The organism is Vibrio sp. 10N.286.49.C3 (assembly GCF_041469545.1).
In the GTDB taxonomy this organism is placed as follows: domain Bacteria; phylum Pseudomonadota; class Gammaproteobacteria; order Enterobacterales; family Vibrionaceae; genus Vibrio; species Vibrio tasmaniensis_A.
The window spans coordinates 1-20,191 of record NZ_JBFRKT010000013.1; the positions used below are offsets into that span (position 1 = coordinate 1).

17 protein-coding genes are annotated in these 20,191 nt (G+C 42.3%); 6 read left to right on the top strand and 11 right to left on the bottom strand.

The window, feature by feature from the left end:
- Positions 1-3,708, top strand: a 3,708-nt coding sequence (locus AB4180_RS07300; protein ID WP_372081791.1) for a VWA domain-containing protein, incomplete at its 5' end; no start/stop codon positions are given.
- Between the two features lie 93 nt (positions 3,709-3,801).
- On the opposite strand, the gene AB4180_RS07305 is transcribed toward AB4180_RS07300, so the two are convergent.
- Together AB4180_RS07305 and AB4180_RS07310 are read right to left on the bottom strand one after the other, a co-directional pair.
- Positions 3,802-4,995 carry a class I SAM-dependent methyltransferase gene (locus tag AB4180_RS07305; protein ID WP_102249672.1) on the bottom strand — a complete coding sequence of 398 codons (1,194 nt, stop codon included), beginning with the start codon at positions 4,993-4,995 and terminating at the stop codon, positions 3,802-3,804.
- A gap of 129 nt (positions 4,996-5,124) precedes the next feature.
- Positions 5,125-6,528 carry a methyl-accepting chemotaxis protein gene (locus tag AB4180_RS07310; RefSeq protein WP_102249671.1) on the bottom strand — a complete coding sequence of 468 codons (1,404 nt, stop codon included), beginning with the start codon at positions 6,526-6,528 and terminating at the stop codon, positions 5,125-5,127.
- An 88-nt stretch (positions 6,529-6,616) separates the two neighbouring features.
- On the opposite strand from AB4180_RS07310, the gene yccX reads away from it, so the two are divergent.
- Positions 6,617-6,904: an acylphosphatase gene (gene yccX / locus AB4180_RS07315; protein WP_017077197.1), complete on the top strand. Its 288-nt coding sequence runs from the start codon at positions 6,617-6,619 to the stop codon at positions 6,902-6,904.
- A 58-nt stretch (positions 6,905-6,962) separates the two neighbouring features.
- Here yccX and AB4180_RS07320 read toward each other — a convergent pair whose 3' ends face one another.
- From AB4180_RS07320 to AB4180_RS07345, 6 genes are all read right to left on the bottom strand, one after another.
- A complete protein-coding gene (locus AB4180_RS07320) occupies positions 6,963-7,292 on the bottom strand; it encodes a TusE/DsrC/DsvC family sulfur relay protein (protein WP_004733621.1) in 330 nt (109 codons plus the stop codon).
- A gap of 156 nt (positions 7,293-7,448) precedes the next feature.
- Positions 7,449-8,114, bottom strand: a complete 666-nt coding sequence (locus tag AB4180_RS07325; protein ID WP_017099314.1) for a Bax inhibitor-1/YccA family protein — start codon at positions 8,112-8,114, stop codon at positions 7,449-7,451.
- A gap of 295 nt (positions 8,115-8,409) precedes the next feature.
- Positions 8,410-9,174, bottom strand: a complete 765-nt coding sequence (locus AB4180_RS07330) for an amino acid ABC transporter ATP-binding protein (RefSeq protein WP_009846639.1) — start codon at positions 9,172-9,174, stop codon at positions 8,410-8,412.
- 22 nt (positions 9,175-9,196) lie between these two features.
- Positions 9,197-10,294, bottom strand: a complete 1,098-nt coding sequence (locus AB4180_RS07335) for an amino acid ABC transporter permease (protein WP_102249670.1) — start codon at positions 10,292-10,294, stop codon at positions 9,197-9,199.
- A 1-nt stretch (position 10,295) separates the two neighbouring features.
- Positions 10,296-11,501: an amino acid ABC transporter permease gene (locus AB4180_RS07340; protein WP_009846641.1), complete on the bottom strand. Its 1,206-nt coding sequence runs from the start codon at positions 11,499-11,501 to the stop codon at positions 10,296-10,298.
- 71 nt (positions 11,502-11,572) lie between these two features.
- Positions 11,573-12,601 carry an amino acid ABC transporter substrate-binding protein gene (locus AB4180_RS07345; RefSeq protein ID WP_004733634.1) on the bottom strand — a complete coding sequence of 343 codons (1,029 nt, stop codon included), beginning with the start codon at positions 12,599-12,601 and terminating at the stop codon, positions 11,573-11,575.
- Between the two features lie 480 nt (positions 12,602-13,081).
- Here AB4180_RS07345 and AB4180_RS07350 point away from each other — a divergent pair, with 480 nt between their 5' ends.
- Complete coding sequence (locus AB4180_RS07350) at positions 13,082-14,023, top strand: bifunctional precorrin-2 dehydrogenase/sirohydrochlorin ferrochelatase (RefSeq protein WP_017101273.1); 942 nt, start codon at positions 13,082-13,084, stop codon at positions 14,021-14,023.
- A 188-nt stretch (positions 14,024-14,211) separates the two neighbouring features.
- Here AB4180_RS07350 and AB4180_RS07355 read toward each other — a convergent pair whose 3' ends face one another.
- On the bottom strand, positions 14,212-14,694 hold the full coding sequence (locus tag AB4180_RS07355) for a YajQ family cyclic di-GMP-binding protein (RefSeq protein WP_004733632.1): 483 nt from the start codon (positions 14,692-14,694) through the stop codon (positions 14,212-14,214).
- Positions 14,695-14,706: 12 nt separating this feature from the next.
- Positions 14,707-15,765, bottom strand: a complete 1,059-nt coding sequence (locus tag AB4180_RS07360) for a 3-deoxy-7-phosphoheptulonate synthase (protein WP_009846643.1) — start codon at positions 15,763-15,765, stop codon at positions 14,707-14,709.
- Between the two features lie 207 nt (positions 15,766-15,972).
- Between AB4180_RS07360 and AB4180_RS07365 the strand changes: the two genes are divergently transcribed.
- Together AB4180_RS07365 and AB4180_RS07370 are read left to right on the top strand one after the other, a co-directional pair.
- Positions 15,973-16,860, top strand: coding sequence for a putative PEP-binding protein (locus AB4180_RS07365; RefSeq protein ID WP_102249669.1), 888 nt, complete (start codon positions 15,973-15,975; stop codon positions 16,858-16,860).
- Between the two features lie 176 nt (positions 16,861-17,036).
- Positions 17,037-17,522, top strand: a complete 486-nt coding sequence (locus AB4180_RS07370; RefSeq protein WP_102249668.1) for a PaaI family thioesterase — start codon at positions 17,037-17,039, stop codon at positions 17,520-17,522.
- 119 nt (positions 17,523-17,641) lie between these two features.
- Here the strand turns inward: AB4180_RS07370 and AB4180_RS07375 are convergent, their stop codons facing one another.
- Positions 17,642-18,997: a hypothetical protein gene (locus AB4180_RS07375; RefSeq protein ID WP_012603874.1), complete on the bottom strand. Its 1,356-nt coding sequence runs from the start codon at positions 18,995-18,997 to the stop codon at positions 17,642-17,644.
- Between the two features lie 28 nt (positions 18,998-19,025).
- Between AB4180_RS07375 and AB4180_RS07380 the strand changes: the two genes are divergently transcribed.
- On the top strand, positions 19,026-19,934 hold the full coding sequence (locus AB4180_RS07380) for a S1 RNA-binding domain-containing protein (RefSeq protein ID WP_009846647.1): 909 nt from the start codon (positions 19,026-19,028) through the stop codon (positions 19,932-19,934).
- Positions 19,935-20,191: the final 257 nt, after the last annotated feature.

A 20,191-nucleotide genomic window follows, 5' to 3' on the forward strand; every position in this document is an offset into this window, starting at 1 on the left:
CAAGACGGCGTGTACGAAGGCGATGAAACCTTCGGCCTGAAAGTGACGGCGGCGGCGGGCACGACGACGAACAACACGGCGACGGGCGACGCGAGCATCAAAGACAACGACGTAACTATCAAAGTCCACGATGCTGTGCCTGTGAATGAAGGAGATAAAGCATCCTTTAAAGTGACATTAAATGAAGCCTCTTCTGAAAAACAGTATGTTAAATTTGAAGCGACAACGAATGGTTACGATACTGAATTTGATGACATCGATACCAATAGCCTAACTTACGAATACAAAGATGCTAACGGCGATTTCCAAGTTGCAAATGTCGTTAACGGTTATGTAGAAATTCCGGCAGGAAGAACTGAACTTCGTGTAACAGTTCAAACCGTACAAGACGATAAGTTTGAATGGACTGAACGTTTTGGACTTCACATTGTAGATACAAAATCTCAGGTAGGTGGAACGTCAAGTATTGATGAAGCGAATTCTGATCTGAAAGGTCAAGGTACAATCAAGTTAGATCATTCAGATAACCCTACGCTTACATTGACGAATGCTAATGCTGTTGATGAAGGAAGCACGGCCGTATTTGATGGGCAACTATCGAAGGTGTCTGAAGCGTCGATTGAGATGAAAGTCGAGTTTGAATTTTCTAATGGCGTTGGCAAAGCAAACCTTGAGGATTTAGCCGCAGACAGTAGTAAGCCGTTTGCTGGGGTTACAGTCACTTATGTTTCTGGCGGAGTGATTAAGACTATTTCGGTAAATGAAGTGAATGGAACATTCACACTTCCTGCGAAAGTTACGGATTTCAAAGTTAATGTAGATACAGTAAATGATAACCGTTTCGAAACATCAGAAGACTTTGGAATTAAGTTGAGTGAGATACCTTTCCAATCTTCAACTGATGCTAGTAAAGATGTAATCATCAATAGCGGTCAGCACGGTGTATCAGCTACGGGCTCTATAAATGAAGATGCTTCTGATAAACCCGCAATAAGTGTGTCCGATGCTCTTGCTGTTAAAGAAGGTGGAGTGTTGGAGTACAGTGTTGCACTTACAGGTTCTTCTGATATAGAAGTTAAATATTCATTTAACTTCCCGAATAGTAGTGATGTTAGAAAAGCAGACATTTCGTTTACGGATGGCGTTAAACTGAGTGCAGATAAGCAATCTATTATTGTGCCTAAAGGCGTATCTTACTTTAAAGTTATTGTTCCGACATTAGATGACGTTCTTGTAGAAAATACTGAAAATTACACGATTACTATTGGTGGCGACACAGGTACTGGCTCGATACTCGACAATGAAGTTGCACCTGTCATCAGGAATCAGTCAGTCAGTGTGTCTGAAGAAGCTCTTAGTGGGGGTATTACGGATACGATAGGTTTGCCGAGTGATTCTACTGATGGACACTCTGTTCAGGGGGATTTGTCTATTACCGATGCCAATGGTAACTGGTCTGACACTGTATTTAGTGAATCAAGTTCAATTACAGTAACAACATCAACTGGCCAACCTCTGACATCTGAAGGGCATACAATTACTTGGAGTGTATCAAATAATGGTCACACACTTCTTGGCGAAGCTAACGGTAAACCTGTTATTGAAGCGACTTTAAATAGTAGTGGACATTATGAGGTACAACTTAAAGCTCCTGTTGATCACCCTAATACCAGTGGAGAAGATAACTTATCGATTCATATTCCCGTGATTGCTAAGGATACTTCCGGGTTGTCTAGCTCTGGAGGTCAGATTACGGTTTCAATTGAAGACGACCAGCCAGATGCTAAATATGAAGAAATTGATACGACTATTCATACTGTAGGCACTAATGTTCAGCTTATTTTGGATGTTTCTGGATCAATGAAAGGAGATCGTTTCGATGTTCTTAAAGCATCCGTACTGCAAATGCTTAATCAATATGCGGGAGCATCAGATAATGTTCGTGTTCAGCTTATAACATTCAACTATAACGTTTCTCTAGTTGAGCATAATAACAAAGCATGGATGACTGTCGACGAAGTGAAGGGTTATATCAACGCACTACAGGCCGGTGGTGGTACCGCTTATGATGACGCGATACAAGGTGGTAAGAATTATTGGAATACGGACTCCAGTTTACGTATACCTAACGCAAATAACGTCAGTTATTTCATCAGCGATGGTGCAACACATGAAAATGATAAAATAGATAGATATGAAGAGGCTTCATGGAAGCAGCATTTAACTACTAACAATATTACCGCGCACGCAGTTGGAATTGATCTAAAAGGTAACAGAACTCAGATCAACAAAGTTGCATATGATGGAACAGGTCCCAAAGATAAAAACGCGGAGTTGATTGATGATGAATCTCAGCTGAGTGATGCACTTATTAACTCAATCGTACAAAACGTAACAGGTTCAATCTCAGGTAGCGGTTCTGGTTCTGGTTCTGGTTTTGGGGCAGATGGTGGTTACGTAAGTCAGATAAAATTTGGAACTGGCTCATTTAACTTTAATGGTTCGACTATCTCAACATCGGGAACTTTGCCTTCGAATATTAGCTATTCTAAGGATGAAGCAACCAACAAATTAACCATAACCGTCGATGGTAAGTTCGTATTTGTAATTGACCTTGACACCGGAGCGTATGAGTTTAGTGGTAAACCTCAAGATAGGCCTTCAACACTTGATTTTGATTACACACTGAAAGACGGTGATGGTGATACTAGTAGTAATAAGTTGGTGTTTAATGTTCCTGCTAGTAAATCCGGTTTAGATATTAGTGCGCCAGGTGATGCGGTCGATACTCTTAAGCTATACCATCATCAAAATGGTGATGCTAAGCTTCAATGGAGCTCTGTTGGAACGGATTCAACAACAGAGTATTTCACGAAATCAGAAGTGGCTAATGGATTTAAAGTAAATGTTGGTGCTGGAGGAGATCATGTACACCTTGGAAAAGGCGACGATATCATTTGGCTTGGTGACAGTCATTCAAAGTTAGATGATACAGCGGGTGATAGTGCATCTAAGCAGGCTAACGCTCAAGCGACATTAGAATCATTTACTAACGGTTCAGACAGTAGCTTGTTAGCATCAAACAGTAATGGTGAAGGTGCAGCCTTTAATAACTCTATGCCGAGTCAAAGTAACGCGTATTTAGATATTGCTCATAGTGGTGCTGGCGATGATTATGTATACGGTGAAAAAGGTATAGATGTCATTTTCGGTAGTGCTGGTAATGATTACCTAGATGGCGGACAAGGTAATGATGGCCTCCGAGGTGGAACGGGCAACGATACAGTTAAAGGTGGTGCTGGTGAAGATATTCTTATCGGTGGTCTTGGTAACGATATATTAACTGGCGGCAGTGATGACGATATCTTTAAGTTTGTGGATCAAGACACGACTAGTTCTCGGAATGACATTAGAGATGGTGAAAGAGATGTTATTACTGACTTTACAAAGGGACAGGATAAGATAGATTTATCAGAACTACTGCACACAGATGCGAATGATACTATAGACAGTTTACTTAAGAGTAATCAAATTGGTGTTGTTGAAGGTAACGGTGATTTAACTGTTACAATCTCTCAAGCAGGGACTTCGGTTGGTGAGAATAGTCAACAAATTGTTCTTGAAGGTGCTGCTGGCCAGTACGCGGGGCTATCTGAGAGTGCAATCCTAAGTGATTTACTGAAGATATACGATACAACAAGCAACTAAACAAAAAGGGCCGAAAGGCCCTTTTTTTATATCTTAATTTAGTAAAGTAATCGCGCTTAAGAAACCTTACGTTGAGGTTGCAACACCCTACAGTTACAACACTTTACAGGCAAAACCTTTTAGGTAGAAGCCTTCTGGGTACGCTGTATCTGTTAGGTGGTCAGCGGCTTGCTCGAAGCGCTCGACAAATTTAACGGTTCTTCCTGCATCTAGAGCTGCGTCAGCGATGATTTTTTGGAATAAATCAGTGCCCATCAAGCCAGAGCAAGAGTAGGTGAGTAGAGTGCCACCAGGATTTAGGATTTGCATTGCAAGCATGTTTACATCTTTGTAGCCGTTAGCACCTGATGTTAGGTTATTTTTGCTCGAAACAAACTTCGGCGGATCCATGATAACAACATCAAACTTAGTGCCTTGATCTCGGTATTCACGAAGCAGTTTAAATACGTCTGCGTTTAGGAATACCGCACGTTTTTTCGAGATATCAAATTCATTGAGTTCAGCGTTGAACTTAGCTGTATCAAGAGCTAATTGAGACACATCTGCGTTGATTACACGTTTTGCGTCGCCTTTCAGTGCGTAAAGACCAAAGCCGCCAGTGTATGAGAAACAGTTAAGCACATCTTTGCCTTTAACATACTTCATTGACTCTTTACGGCTATCACGTTGGTCCATGTAGAAGCCAGTTTTGTGGCCTTCCATGATGTTTACGCTGATTTTGACGCCGTTTTCTTCAATGACGATAGATTTTGGTGGCTCTTCACCGTGAAGTACACCAACAACTTGTTCTAGGCCTTCTTTTTTACGAACTGCTACGTCTGAACGCTCGTAAATATTACAGTCTGGGAAGCATTCAATTAAAGCTTCAACCAATACGCTCTTATTGAATTCAGCGCCCGCACTTAGTAGTTGGCAAACTAGGAAGTCTTGATATTTGTCGATAGTGATACCTGGCAGTCCATCAGACTCTGCAGCGGTAAGGCGGTAGCCAGTTAAACCATCACGCTCAATGATGTCTTCACGCAGTGATTGCGCGTCTTGAATTCGTTTTACGAAGAACGCTTTGTTAATTTCTTCTTTTTCAAATGTCCAAACACGAGCTCGAATTTGAGATTCTGGTGAGTAAGCCGCTTTTGCTAGCCATTGACCATTTTGAGCATATACGTCTACAGTTTCACCTTGTTGTGGTTCGCCTTCGACCTTATCGATACCGCGTGAAAATACCCAAGGGTGTTTACGGCGTAGTGATTTATCTCGGCCTTTAGCTAGATGAATTGAAGGAGTCATAATTTACTCTGTTTGTTGAATTTGAAGGAGGGGTATTGTCGGGGAAGTACAAGGGAAAAGCAAATAAGAAAGGGCTGCAAAAGCAGCCCTTGTATTGAACCATCATTAGATGGTGGTTAGATGTCAGTATTAAGCTTTAAGACCTGTCAGCAAACCTTCCATCGTATCGCTCTGCTTACGAAGTTGGTCAACGTTAGAGTTACTCTTACTGATCATCTCGCAGATGCCGTCTGATTGATGACGAATCTCTTCAACACTTTGTGCAATGTTATCCGCAACGACACCTTGCTCTTCTGCAGCAGTAGCAATTTGCGTACTACTGTCAGAAATAGACTGGTTTTTCTCAGCTAAAGAACCGATCTCAACGTTCACTTCCGACATCAGTGTTTGGCCTTCATTGGCATTGTTTACTGTCACTTCCATCAGTTTTGTTAACGACTGGCTGTTACGTTGTAATGATTCGATCATGCTCTGAATTTCAACTGTCGCTTGTTGAGTTCGTCCGGCAAGAGCACGAACTTCATCAGCAACAACTGCAAAACCGCGCCCTTGCTCTCCAGCTCGAGCCGCTTCAATCGCAGCGTTTAGCGCTAACAGGTTAGTTTGTTCAGAGATACCATTGATGGTAGCGACTACTTCATCGATCTGCGCCGCATTAGCATCGAGTTCTTCTACTGCTTGCGAAGCCGATTGAATCTCTTGGGATAAGCTAGAGATCGATTCCAAAGTATTAGAAACCTTAACTTGACCACTTTGTGCAACACCGCGAGCGTCCATCGTTTGAGTGCTTGAATCATGGGCAAGGGTAGCGACTTCGCGAATTGTTGCTGCCATTTGTTCAGTTGCGCTCGCGAGGCTATTCAAGTGTTCTTGTTGATTACTTGAGATATCTGAGCTTTGTTGTGTTGACTGGTTCAAATCCGAACTGATTTGCTGCATGAGCGCAACGGACTCTTGGATTGAGAGAACCATGTTTTGTTCACGCTCGGCTACCTTATCGATAGTAATAGCAATTTCACTGAACTCATCACGAACTAAAAAGTAGTTCATGCGACAAGTTAAATCGCCACTCGCAAGTGTGCTGAGTGCTTTGTTCATCGAGAACATAGCACCACCAATGAAAGTCATGATGTAGTAAACACCCAGGGCTATAAGCGTGAGAGTTACTGCAATAATCGAAACCTGAGTCGTCGATAGAGCAGACCAAAGGTTTTGGTCATGGCTGGCAACTAGGCTGAACGCACCATTCATTACTGAAACAGAACCAGCACCGTAACCTAAAGAGATGGTTTCAGAACTACTGACAAGTTGAGCAACTTGATCTTTCGTGAGTTGACCCGCTTCGATAAGTCCTTTCATCAAGAGCATTTCTTCTTGATAAAGATGAGCAAGTAAAGAGTCTGCGGCGCTATCTAAAACAAGAGTTAATATAACCAGGGCGAGAAGAGGTAATAAGAAGAGTAGATAGAACTTTTCTTGGATTTTTAGGTGAATGAGATATTTGTCAATCCAACGAAATGGGATTTCTTTCATAATCGTTATACTCGAAGTAAGTCCACCAATAAGCGGTGAATGAATAGAGTCGCAACTATATCATTCATACAATTTATGAGGCAACGTTATGGAAAGTTCACAATATATTTTTGTCGTATCAGGCGTGGTTCAGTGTGTTGGCTTTCGCTATCACACCAGTAGGCAGGCACAAGCTCTGGGCATTTCAGGCTATGCAAAGAACCTAAATGATGGCCGAGTTGAAGTGTTAGCTGTCGGAAAGGGTAAGGAAATAGAGAAGTTCCACGCTTGGCTTAATATTGGCCCTTCGAGTGCGACGGTAGACCAAGTAGTGATGCATCGAGTTAAAGAAAGTGAGCGGCAGGATGTGCGTATAGGGGAATTTAAAATACTGTAGCTAGCGCACTACAGTATTTACCTTTTTACCTTGAGAGCAACCTAAAGCTGTTTAAGCTTTACAAGCATTTTGCTGGTTTAGGTAAACCCGCGAGCTTGGTTGCTTGTTTAGCGGGGCCTTTCTTGAACAATTTGAATAGGTACTTGCTGTTACCTTTCTCTGGGCCGTGCGCTTTTTCCATCGCTTTAACGAGCATACGAACAGCCGGAGAGGTTTTGAATTCTTCGTAAAAGCTTCTTACAAAATGTACCACTTCTAAGTGCGCATCAGTCAGTTCAATCGCCTCGTCTTGAGCAAGAATCTCAATCATACCTTCTTCCCATTGTGTGTAATCCAATAGGTAGCCTTGAGCGTCGGTTTCGATTTGCTTGCCATTATATTCAAACATGTTTAATCCAGAATCCAATTAACTATGCAGATAGGGTACATGACCAAGTTTGCATTTCTCAATAGATATTGTAGCTATCTAAAGAATTATTGCACTGATAGATACAAAAAAGCCCAAGAGACAGGCTCTTGGGCTATATTTTCAGCGACAGGTAGACTAGTCGTCGCTGTTCATAATGCCTAAGATGCTTAATAGGCTGATGAAGATGTTGTAGATAGAAACATACAAGCTAATCGTTGCTGAGATGTAGTTCGTCTCACCACCGCGGATGATACTTTGCGTTGTTAGCAAAATAACACCAGTCGAGAATAGGATGAACATACCGCTCATTGCTAAAGACAGTAGAGGCATTTGTAGGAAGATGTTTGCAACCATCCCCACTAGCAGAACAACAAAACCAGCCATTAGCATACCGTTAAGGAATGAAAGGTCACGTTTAGTCGTCAGTGCGTAAGCTGATGCACCCATAAATGCTAATGCTGTACCACCAAGTGCAGTAAGGATGACATCACCCATGCCTGCGCCAACGTACATGTTTAAGATTGGACCAATGGTGTAGCCTAAGAAACCTGTAAATAGGAATGTGAAGACTAGACCCATGCTGTTGTCACGGTTCTTTTCTGTTAGGAACAGTAGGCCGTAGAAACCAACTAGCATAATGATAAGACCAGGGCGAGGAAGGTTCATCGCCATAGATACGCCTGCTACTACAGCAGACCAAAGTAGTGTCATAGACAGTAGTGCGTACGTGTTACGCAACACTTTATTGGTTTGCAGAGCATTCTCTTGAGTTGCTGTGCGTGAAAACATAGGGCTGTTCATAATCTTCCTCGTAAGGTGACTTCAATAGTTATTAGTACATTTATGGGGCTGAAAGTTCGAAAAATCAAGTCTTTCATTCCTTTTGTATACCTAAAATAATAATCAAAATAGTCGGTTAAGTGTTTCTTAAGGTGTAACAAAGTGTTTCTAATGACGTATAACGTGTCGCTAATACTCGATGTTCAGACTTTTATAGTTACTGGCTAATGATTTATAACCTTTGAAAAACTATCTATAACCTTGAAAAATAAAGAGGCGACCTAAGCCGCCTCTATAGTTTATGCATCATAACACATTAATGGTGCAAGATTTGGCTCAAGAAGTTCTGCGTTCTGTCCGATTGTGGGTTTTCAAAGAAGTCGACAGGGTTGTTCTCTTCTATGATTTCACCTGCATCCATAAAGATAACGCGGTCGGCAACTTCTTTAGCAAAACCCATCTCATGCGTTACACACAACATCGTCATGCCTTCTTCTGCAAGCTCAACCATAACGTCTAGTACTTCACGAACCATTTCCGGGTCGAGTGCCGATGTTGGTTCGTCAAACAACATGACTTGAGGGTTCATACATAAAGAACGAGCGATTGCTACACGTTGTTGTTGGCCACCTGAAAGCTGGCCTGGGAATTTATCCGCTTGTTCAGGGATTTTTACACGCTCAAGGAATTTCATCGCGATGGCTTCGGCTTCTTCTTTCGGCATCTTTTTGACCCAAATAGGGGCTAGAGTACAGTTCTCTAATACCGTCAGATGTGGAAACAAGTTGAAGTGTTGAAAACACATACCAACATCTCGGCGCACGGCTTCAATGTTTTTTAGGTCTTCCGTCAATTCATTACCTGAAACGAAGATATGACCCTTTTGGTGTTCTTCTAATCGGTTGATACAGCGAATCATCGTTGATTTTCCTGAGCCAGAAGGGCCACAGATAACGATTTTTTCGCCTTTCTTAACCTCTAGATTGATGTTTTTAAGTACGTGGAATTCGCCGTACCATTTGTTCATGTCTTTTAACTCGATCATAAGACCTTGAGAGTTGTTTTCTGTTTGCTGCGTCATAATACGTCCTTGATCTTGTTAATTATCGTTTGTGACCGGTGTGAAGTCTGTTTTCTAGCCAAATCGAGTATCTCGACATGCCAAAACAAAACACCCAGAACACTAACGCGACAAATACATAACTTTCTGTTGAATACCCAAGCCACTCAGGGTCGGTATTCGCGGCTTGGCCAATCCCTAGTACATCAAACATACCGATAATCAAAACTAGACTGGTATCTTTGAACAAACCAATAAAGGTATTCACAATTGAAGGAATCGTGATTTTAAGAGCTTGAGGCAGAATGATAAGCCCCGTTTTTTTCCAATAGCTCAACCCTAGAGCGTCAGCGGCTTCGTATTGACCTTTTGGTATTGCTTGCAAACCACCACGGATTACTTCCGCCATATAAGCAGCACTAAACAGTACTACCCCGACAAGCGCACGTATCAGTTTATCGGTCTCCATCCCCTCTGATAAAAAGAGCGGAAGCATTACCGAGGCCATGAATAGAACCGTAATCAGTGGTACACCACGCCAGATTTCGATGTAAACGGTACACATACTGCGGATGATTGGCATCTCTGAACGACGCCCTAGCGCCAGTGCGACACCGATAGGCAGTGATACAACGATACCAACAAGTGCGATGATCAGTGTAACCAGTAGGCCACCCCATTTATGGGTATCAACAACCTCTAGTCCAAATACACCACCGTATAGTAAGCCTGCAATGATAAACGGGTAGATGTTTACGAAGAATAACCAAATCCACGTACGTTTAGGTGTTTTTTCGTAAGCTAACAAAGCAACAAAAATAGCCAATGTTGCGTAGAAAAAACGAGGACGCCACAGTTCCGCTTCTGGGTAGAAGCCGTACATGAATTGGTCCCAACGGACGCTAATGAAAACCCAACAAGCGCCTTCGCTAGTACAGGCATCGCGTGTTGTTCCTATCCAATCAGCGCTCAAGAATGCCCAGTCAGCTATTGCCCATAATAAATTGAAAGCAAAGTAAGCAAGCACCACAGTGACGACACTGTTAATTGGTCCATTAAATAGATTTTTTCTTAACCAACCGACAGGTCCAACAGTATTCGCTGGAGGCGGAAGATCAGGTTGAAATTGATGTGTACTCATCTTATCTCTCCACCAACGCTACTTTGCGGTTGTATATGTTCATTAGAGCCGATGTTAATAGGCTTAGGGTCAAGTAGACGCCCATTGTCATCGCGATTACTTCGATAGCTTGTCCAGTTTGGTTCAATGTTGTTCCTGCAAATACAGACACAAGATCAGGATAACCAATGGCCATCGCAAGTGATGAGTTTTTGGTCAGGTTTAAATACTGACTGGTTAGTGGTGGGATAATAATTCTTAATGCTTGCGGTATAATGACTAGCTTAAGAGTTCTTGTTCGCGGGAGCCCTAGAGACATAGCAGCCTCTGTTTGCCCATGGTTTACCGCATTAATACCTGAACGCACAATCTCGGCGATGAATGCTGCTGTGTAGATACTTAAAGCGAGCATCAATGCTGCCAATTCAGGAATGATGCTGATACCACCTTTGAAGTTAAACCCTTTCAGAACAGGGTACTCCGCAGAGATAGGCATACCCATAACAAAGTAAGTGACTAATGGTAAGCCCACAATCAGCGCTGCAGCAATTCGCAACATTGGTGTTTGTTGGCCGGTTAGCTTTTGTTTGTTATTAGCCCAGATGTTGATAACAAAAGTAGCGATGATACCGACAATCAATGATGCGATGACAATGCTACTGCCTTGTTCTAACACTGGAGCTGGGAAGTACAAACCACGTACATTCAAGAAAATAGCTTCACCAAGGCTCATACTCTGACGAGCGGAAGGCAATGCTTGTAGAACGGCGAAATACCAAAAAAATATTTGTAGAAGAAGAGGGATATTTCGGAATATCTCAATGTAGACAGCTGCAAATCGGCTAACTAGCCAGTTTGAAGATAGCCTAGCGATACCCATACTAAAGCCCAGTACTGTGGCTAACATGATGCCTAATACTGAAACTAAAGCGGTATTGAGAAGACCTATAAAGAATGTACGACCGTATGAGAATGTTTCGTCGTATTCAATCAGTGTTAAGCCGATACCAAAACCAGCTTCTTGGGAGAGAAAATCAAAACCAGTGGCGATACCACGGGAGTCTAAGTTTGTGAGTGCATTATTTACAATCGTGTAAAAGAAAGCACAAAGCGCGGCGACGGCGAGAATTTGGAAAACAATTGAGCGAAAAGTGGGGTTGTAAAAAAGGTTGGCACTTTTGGGCTGTGGTTTTTCTTGAGTTGGAGAAATAGTTTCATTAGGTTTCATACTGCTATAACCTCAAATCCATTTAATAAATAGGGCGGAAAAGTCCGCCCTAATTGATGCTTGTAAATTTATTAACGGATTGGTGGAGCGTACATAAAGCCGCCCGCATTCCATAGTGCGTTTACGCCACGAGAGATCTGTAGTGGTGAACCTGTACCAACAGTACGTTCGAAGCTCTCACCGTAGTTACCAACTTGTTTAATGACTTGGTAACCCCAATCGTCACGAATGCCAAGGCCTTTACCTTTAGGACCGTCAACACCAAGAATACGCTTGATGTTTGGATCTTTTGACTTAAGCATTTCGTCAGCATTCTTAGAAGAGATGCCGTATTCTTCTGCGTTAATCATTGCAGAAAGGGTCCATTTAGCTACGTTGAACCACTTGTCATCATCTTGACGAACAACAGGGCCTAGTGGCTCTTTAGAGATGATTTCAGGAAGTACCTGTGCAGATTTAGGATCAGCTAGATTTAGGCGAAGTGCATATAGACCAGATTGGTCAGTTGTAAGAACATCACAACGACCCGCGTCGAAACCTTTTGATGTTTGTGCTGCCGTATCAAATACCACTGGCTTGTAAGACATGCCACTGTTACGGAAGTAATCGGCTAGGTTAAGTTCAGTCGTTGTACCTGATTGAACACACACTGAAGCGCCATCTAGTTCTTGAGCACTTGTTAGTCCAAGTTCTTTCTTAACCATGAAGCCTTGACCGTCGTAGTAGTTAACGCCTACGAAGTTCAAACCTAGAGCAGTGTCACGATGTAGCGTCCATGTTGTGTTACGAGATAGTACGTCTATTTCACCAGATTGAAGCGCGGTAAAACGCTCTTTTGCTGTTAGCGGTACATACTTAACTTTAGTCTTGTCACCGAGTACAGCCGCTGCAAGAGCTTGACAATACTCAACATCAATTCCTTCCCATTCACCTTTTGAGTTAGGGTTAGAGAACCCTGGAAGACCTGTACTTACACCACAAGTTAGAAAACCTTGAGATGTGACTTTGTCCAGAGTGCTTTCTGCCGCTGATGCTGATGTTGCCATCATCGCAGTTGATGCAGCTACTACTGAAGCAAGAAGTGTTAGTTTATTTGTCATTTGTATCCTTCCTTGTTAACCAGGTGACACCTGATACTCATACTCGTTTGAGTGTCTCTTGTGTGTTGCGTTGTCTATGACCTTGTTGCTCAAATTACGCGAGTTGCATTTTGCAAATGAAACCGTGTGCGATTTAAACAACTGTTTATAAGGTTAGGAAAGGATCCGTAGTTTCACAAATGTATAATTTAAAAAGAATTTTGAATGAAATCACAAATCCGAACACAATTAGAATGACCAAATGTTAACTGAATGTAAATAGTGCAACGGTTCACACTGTTGGTGCAACGAGATTTAGGTTTTTATATTGATGGTGGTCTAGGTAAATATTCTGAATTGAAGTCGTATTGATGGCGGATTAGCCTTAAGAAAGGTGGAAATTTGGTCAATAAATATTTTTATTACGCTTGGATAGTTATGAATATGCTCCAAATTTGGTAGCATGTCTGAATAGTTATTGAAGTAGTCTCAAGGAAGAACATGCGTTATTTCCCAATGTTTTTGGATGTAGAGAATAAGCCAATTCTAGTGGTTGGTGGGGGCGAGGTTGCTTGCCGAAAAGTCGACAGTTTGCTACGAGCGGGTGCTAATGTAACTTTGGTTTCTCCTAAGGTTGCACCTTACTTAAAAGAGCTAGCCGATGAAGACAAACTTCGTTGGGTTCAAAATTTTTACTCGTCACAGCTTATCTCGAAAAACTACTTACAAGTGTGGGCAACCACAGACAATCCAAACCTAAACCATCAAGTACATAATGATGCAAAAAAAATGGGTATTCTTGTCAATGTGGTCGATGACTTACCCTATTGTGATTTCATCACACCCTCAATGATAAATCGCGGACGAATCCAAATAGCGATCTCAAGTGGGGGAGCATCACCTGTTTTGGTGAGAAATATTAGAGAAAAACTCGAAACTGTATTGCCACAGAATATAGGTTTGATAGCGGACTTCGGTGCATCAAAACGCAATTCAATTAAAGAGTCCTTTCCTACTGTTGATGAACGCCGAAAATTCTGGGAGCGCTTTTTGTCGTCCAGTTTTATTAATCAAGTGACGGATAGGGATCAACTTGAATCGTACTATCAACAGTCGTTGACTGAGCAAGTTGATAGTGAAGGGCAGGTCACTTGGATCGAATTTGAAGAAGATGTTGAGCTACTTTCTATGAAGGCTTTACGTCTGATGCAAGAGGCAGAGCTAGTACTTTCACCAATCGATTGTCCATTCGAATTTATAGACTTATGCCGTCGAGATGCAGAAAGAGAGAGCTATGTTAATAGCGGAGAGCTATCAACCAAGCTTGAGCAAGCCAGAGCTGAGAAATTACGAGTGTGTGTGTTTATTCCACCAGCAAGCGTAGAGTTTAATCTATTGGTTGGCAAAGACCTGAAACTGTCTGCTGCAAAAGTGCTCAGTTGAGTGGTAGTTGATAGATTTTAGTTGAAGTGAGCGCTTTTTAGTTGTTTGCAAATCGGCTAGAGACCCTGAATAAGACTGACCGATAAATAAAAAGCCACTTCCTAAAAGAAGTGGCTTTTTGTGATTTTAAACACGACATTGTGCTGATGAATGAGCAACCACAATAAGCAGTCGCTCAAACTCGAAAATTAGTCGCGGAAGTTGTCAAACTGGAAAGGTTGACCAAGTTCACCGCTGCGAACTAGAGCCATAACAGCTTGTAGGTCATCACGCTTTTTACCCGTTACACGAACTTTGTCGCCTTGGATAGAAGCTTGAACTTTAACTTTGTTGTCTTTGATTAGCTTAACGATCTTCTTAGCAACATCCGTTTCGATACCTTGCTTAAAGATAACCGTTTGGTGCCAAGTGCGACCTGTTTGGTCTGCTGCTTTCGCTTCCATCGCGTTAGGATCAACATTACGTTTTGTTAGGTTGCTACGAAGGATATCGCGCATTTGCTTCAGTTGAAAATCGTCTTGAGCAGTCAATTTTACTGATTCATCTTTGTAATCAAAGCTTGCTTCAACGCCGCGAAAATCGAAACGAGTCGATAGTTCACGGTTTGCGTTGTCTACCGCGTTACGCAGTTCTACTGCTTCTACTTCAGAGATAATGTCAAATGATGGCATTGTGTTGTTTCCTTAAGCTAAGTTTCTATCTTTAATTGCTGTTGCAAGCATATCGAGCATTGTTGCAGTATCTTCCCAGCTTAGGCATGGGTCAGTAATAGACTTGCCGTATTCTAGGTTGTTGATATCTGTCATTGGCTGGTTACCTTCAACAATGAAGCTTTCCGCCATGATGCCTGCAATTTGATTCTTGTTAGATTTGATTTGCTCACAAATGTCTTGTGCAACTTCTAACTGTTTACGGTGCTGTTTCTGACAGTTAGCGTGGCTAAAGTCTACAACCAAACGTTGAGGTAGATCGAATTCAGCCAGTTGCTTACATGCGTTATCTACAGATTCAGCATCGAAGTTAGGGCCTTTATCGCCACCACGTAGAATTACGTGACCGTATGGGTTACCAGAAGTACGGTAAACCGTCATGCGGCCGTTCTTATCTGGCGAGTAGAAGTAGTGTGAAGCATGCGCAGCACGAATCGCATCAATGGCAATTTTGATGTTGCCGTTAGTTGCATTTTTGAAGCCAACTGGGCAAGACAGTGCAGAAGCCATTTCACGGTGAATCTGAGATTCAGTCGTGCGAGCACCAATTGCGCCCCAAGTGATAAGGTCTGCAATGTACTGGCCGGTGATCATATCAAGGAATTCAGTCGCGGTAGCTAGGCCAAGCTTGTTGATATCTAGCAATAGCTTACGTGCTTTATTCAAGCCTGTTTCAAGTGCGTATGAACCATCGAGATTCGGATCGGTAATTAAACCTTTCCAACCTACAACCGTACGAGGCTTCTCGAAGTAGGTTCTCATGACAACGAACAGTTCATCTTTGTATTGATCTTGAATCTGGCTTAGACGTTCAGCGTAATCAAGTGCCGCATCTGTATCGTGAACAGAGCAAGGACCAACGATAACTAATAGGCGATTATCACGACCCGTTAGGATATCTTCGATTTGGCGGCGAGAATTCTTAATGCGCTCAGCAACGTCGTCAGTAATAGGGTGTGCATTGCCTAGTTCGGCAGGAGTTGGCATAGGACCCAGAGCTTGGGTTCTCAACTCATCAGTTTTTAATGGCATGTGATAGCTTTTTTATTCTATTGCGAAGTGGTTAAGATAACGGAATTGAACAGAGGAATAAACTCTCTTAAGTCAAAGTTATCTCTGTTATTGCTAATATTCTCATTTTTATCAGCAGGCCAACGTCAAATGGGGGATTTTCACTTGTATTAACAGGCAGCTATCGGTATTTTCGTTTGAACACAACATAAAAATGCTGGAGCAGCAATGACTCAAGAAAATCAAAGCACTTTGCACCCAGAACTTGTCTTAGGTGATGTGCTGCCTTCTTACAACGATAATAATAATTCCAACCACTTATACGTTTCATTATCTGAATTGGTCATGGATCGTGTCTTCTATCATCCAAGTATTGAAAGTCATTTAGAAACACTGACTGATATCGAAAAAACCTCTTTAGATGCGATCCTTGGCGATAAAACAGTCGATGAGCATTTTGTTTCGACCTTAGTGATTGCCATTCAAGCAGCCGTTCAGCCAAACCACGCCACTGTTCGTATTGCGTTAAGTAGTGCTGATAGCTATGGCTTCCGTTCGCTACTTGGTGGTAGCTGTGAAGCCGAAGAGACAAACCCGGCCTTAGGTGTTCGTGGGGTTGCGCGTTATGCGACAGCCGAGTACAGCAAGGCTTTCGCTTTAGAGTGTCAGATTATTAAAGCGCTGCGAGAGCAGGGTATTAACGTTGAAGTGGTTGTACCGTATGTACGAGCATTAAGCGATGCCGCTAAGATTATTGATTTGCTTGCAGAGCAAGGCTTACCGCGTGGTCTGAATGGCTTGAAAGTTCTGTTCTCGTGCGATGTGCCGTCTGCAGTGCTACTAAGCGAAAGATTACTGCATTATTTTGATGGTGTTGTGGTAAACGTTGATAGCTTAGCGTCTTTCACTTTAGGTGTAGACAAGCACAATGAAGCTCAGCAACACGCTTTTGATCCTCAAAACGAGGCAGTTATTACCTTGTTGAGTATGATTGTTAAAGCAACACTGAACGCGAAGAAGCCCGTCCTGCTTGTGACTCAAGGCCTGGTGGACTACCCGCGCTTACAAGGGTTCATTGCGGATCTCGAAGGTGTAGAAACAGTTATCACTGCATAAACCAGCTTATTGTCTAGATAAATCAACTTGCTGTATGAGTTTATCTAAGTCACTAAAGCTTAGAGAAAAAGGGAGATATCATTATGCGATGATATCTCTTTTTTGTAACATTTTTTTGACATGTACATCGCTAATCGATTAACTGGTCTGATGACTTATTTGACTAGGTAATCCGAATGCTGACCCCTCTACAAAAAGCAAATTTCTACTTGAGCATGTTTGGCTTTTTCAAAGTACCTCTGATCTGGCTATGTCGACCAAAACTGCTCGCGCTGGATAATCAACATGTTGAAGTGAAAATTCCTCTCAAAAGGCGAACTAAGAACCACCTCAATAGCATGTATTTTGGTGTGTTAGCTGTGGGAGCTGACGTAGCAGGTGGTTTCCTTGCTATGAGTAAATCTCAGCTGCAGGGCGAAAAGATTTCTTTGGCATTTAAAGAGGTGACAGGTAATTTCTTGAAGCGTCCAGAAGGTGACGTACACTTCACTTGTAACGATGGTGAGCTGATCAACACTATGTTGGCAGAAACCATGTCTACTGGCGAGCGTGTGAATCAACCAGTGACCATCATAGCGACCTGCCCGTCTTTGCATGGCGACGAACCAATGGCGGAATTCACGCTAACACTTTCGATTAAGAAAGTCCCAGCTAGACAATAGCTCGTAAGTATAAGGTTGGGCTGAATCTGAAGATCATAGTTCGACAGAAGTCGTTGAACAAGTGGAAGAGCGGTATGTGAATTGAATACCCACATACCGTACCGCACATCCTAACAACGTTATGATTCTTGAGTGATTTGCTCGATATCAACGATTTTTGAACGGTTCATGACTATTTTCCAGCGGTAATAGGTAGGCTCATCATCGTGATTGTTCTCTTTAATGATCAGGTTGAGCAGGTGGCGTTTTTCTACTGATTCTCGGCTTACTTGCCCTTCATTCATGCGATATACGTTATTCGAACCCTTGTCCATTAAGCGTGTCAGTGCTCTGAGGCTGATCGATACCGTTTCACGAGTCTCTTCGTAACCACTCATGAATGTCGATGTCGACATTTCTGTATGCGAACGATAGTGCAAAATTTGCTCTTCACGTTGAACAACACGCTTCTTGCGTATTGATTGAATACGGTCTGCTAACTTAGAAAAATTCGCGTAGTCCAACCATTCAAGCTTATGGCCGACAGATTTATTGGTTGTTGGATCAAAGTAGCGACGCTTCCACTTGGGTTTGCCTTTACGCAGCCAACGCCACAGTATGTCTCTTAAATCATCTTTGAAGATTTCACGCAAAGCGTAAATGAATGACATCGATACGATGAAAGATGCAGTAATCTCTCCTAGAAAGTCGCGAGCTAATATAACGGTTGTGGTAACTACCACCATGACCAAGCCTGTGGCGATGCCTTTAACAGCTCTCTTCACGTTCTTACCCATTGATGTCGTCTTTTCTTTGAGGACGATAGGGTGTTCGATCAAACGTCGCAACAGTCGCATCTTGTTGCTCAAACGTGTTACGTCTTCTCGTACCTTCGCTGAGTTATAGCGATTAAGTTTTCGATGGGCGGTCTCTTTTTCACAAAGCGTCAAGAGTCGCTCTTTTATCGTCGAGTATTCACTGCCACGTGGCATATGTGATACCAAAGATAAGAACTTTTGCTCCGTGTACCAAGAAAGGTAATTATCAATATTGGCATAATAGCGCTTTAGGTTTTCTTCATAAGGAATACTACGACGAAGCTTCTTGAGGATATCCAAAGCCAGTTCGATGACTTCATCGACGTCATCAGCCGTTACGTCGTCACTATCTGTCTTGTTCAAGCTGCTCACGGCTTTATCTAAAGCAATCACGTATTGATAGGCGAACAAACTCAAACTCACACGATACTGTGTCGTCGATAAGCGTCCGCGTTTTGCCAAGCGGCTGTGTACCAATGGTAATAGTGTCTTATCACTGTAGTAAGCGCGCTTTTGAGTAATTGAACTGTAGAAGAAGGCACTTTCAGAAAGTACTTCAGGAGTCAGTCCGAGTTCACCGGGAATGAATAGATAAACGTCCATATCGAGCTTTTTGGTCTTCGCCATCGCATGGTTAATTTTAAGTGTTATCGCATCTTGTTTATCAACGGTGATCAACGATGTCTCCTAGAATATAAAAATATGAATGAAACTAGCGAAAGCATATCAGAGATCACGTATAATCACCGCCAAATTTAAAGTAGAGACAATCTTGATGATTAATATTGGTCAAATAAACAACCTAGAAGTAGTAAAACAAGCAGACTTCGGTGTATTCCTTGACGCGAGCGACTATGGAACGGTGTTGCTGCCGAAACGATTTACTCCTGAAGGTGTTGAAATTGGTCAAAAGCTAGATGTTTTCTTATACATTGATTCTGACAACCAGATCGCTGCCACAACTGAAAAACCAATCGCTCAAGTAGGGCAGTTTGGCTTGATGACGGTTGAAGGTGTTAACAGCACTGGTGCATTCATGAGCTGGGGCGTGAAAGGTAAGGACCTTCTTGTTCCTTTCAGCGAGCAGCGCGGCCGTTTAAACGAAGGCCAGTCAATCTTAGTATATGTGTATATCGATAAAGCATCGAGCCGTATCGTTGGTACAACGAAGTTCAACAAATGGTTAGACAACACGCCTGCGACTTATAAGCAAAATGAACAAGTTGATCTCATTATCGCTGAGCGCAGCCAACTTGGTTACAAAGCGATCGTGAACGGTGAACACTGGGGTATGATTTTCCCATCAGACATCATCGGTAAGCTGTTTATTGGTAAGACACTAAAAGGCTACATTAAAAACGTTCGTGAAGAAGACGGTAAGATTGATTTGTCTCTTCAGAAAATTGGTGTCGCTAAGATGGATGACCTAAGCACTAAGGTTCTGGATCTTCTTGAGAAGAAGGGCGGTTACCTGCCTTTGAATGATAAGTCTTCTCCTGAAGCTATTTTCTCTGCATTCAGAACAAGTAAAGGTACGTTCAAGAAGACAATTGGTGGTTTGTACAAATCTGGCAAGATCACTATCGACAAAGAAGGTATCAGCTTAGTTAAATAAGCGATCCTTTCGGTCAAAAAAAAGCCCAAACCTTCCTGTTTGGGCTTAGGGGAAAGGGCTCCGAAGAGCCTACGCTAATCGTTTCAATCTTTTGACTATTAGATTGAAGTCTAGTTTAGATTTCCTAAAGTGCGATTTTTCTTATTTTAAATAGTGACTTGAATTGATGTTTGTATAATTAGTCGTTGATTTACAAGCGCTCGCACACAGAGTTACATGACCGGTAGAATAGAAAAAGCCCAAACAATTAACATTGT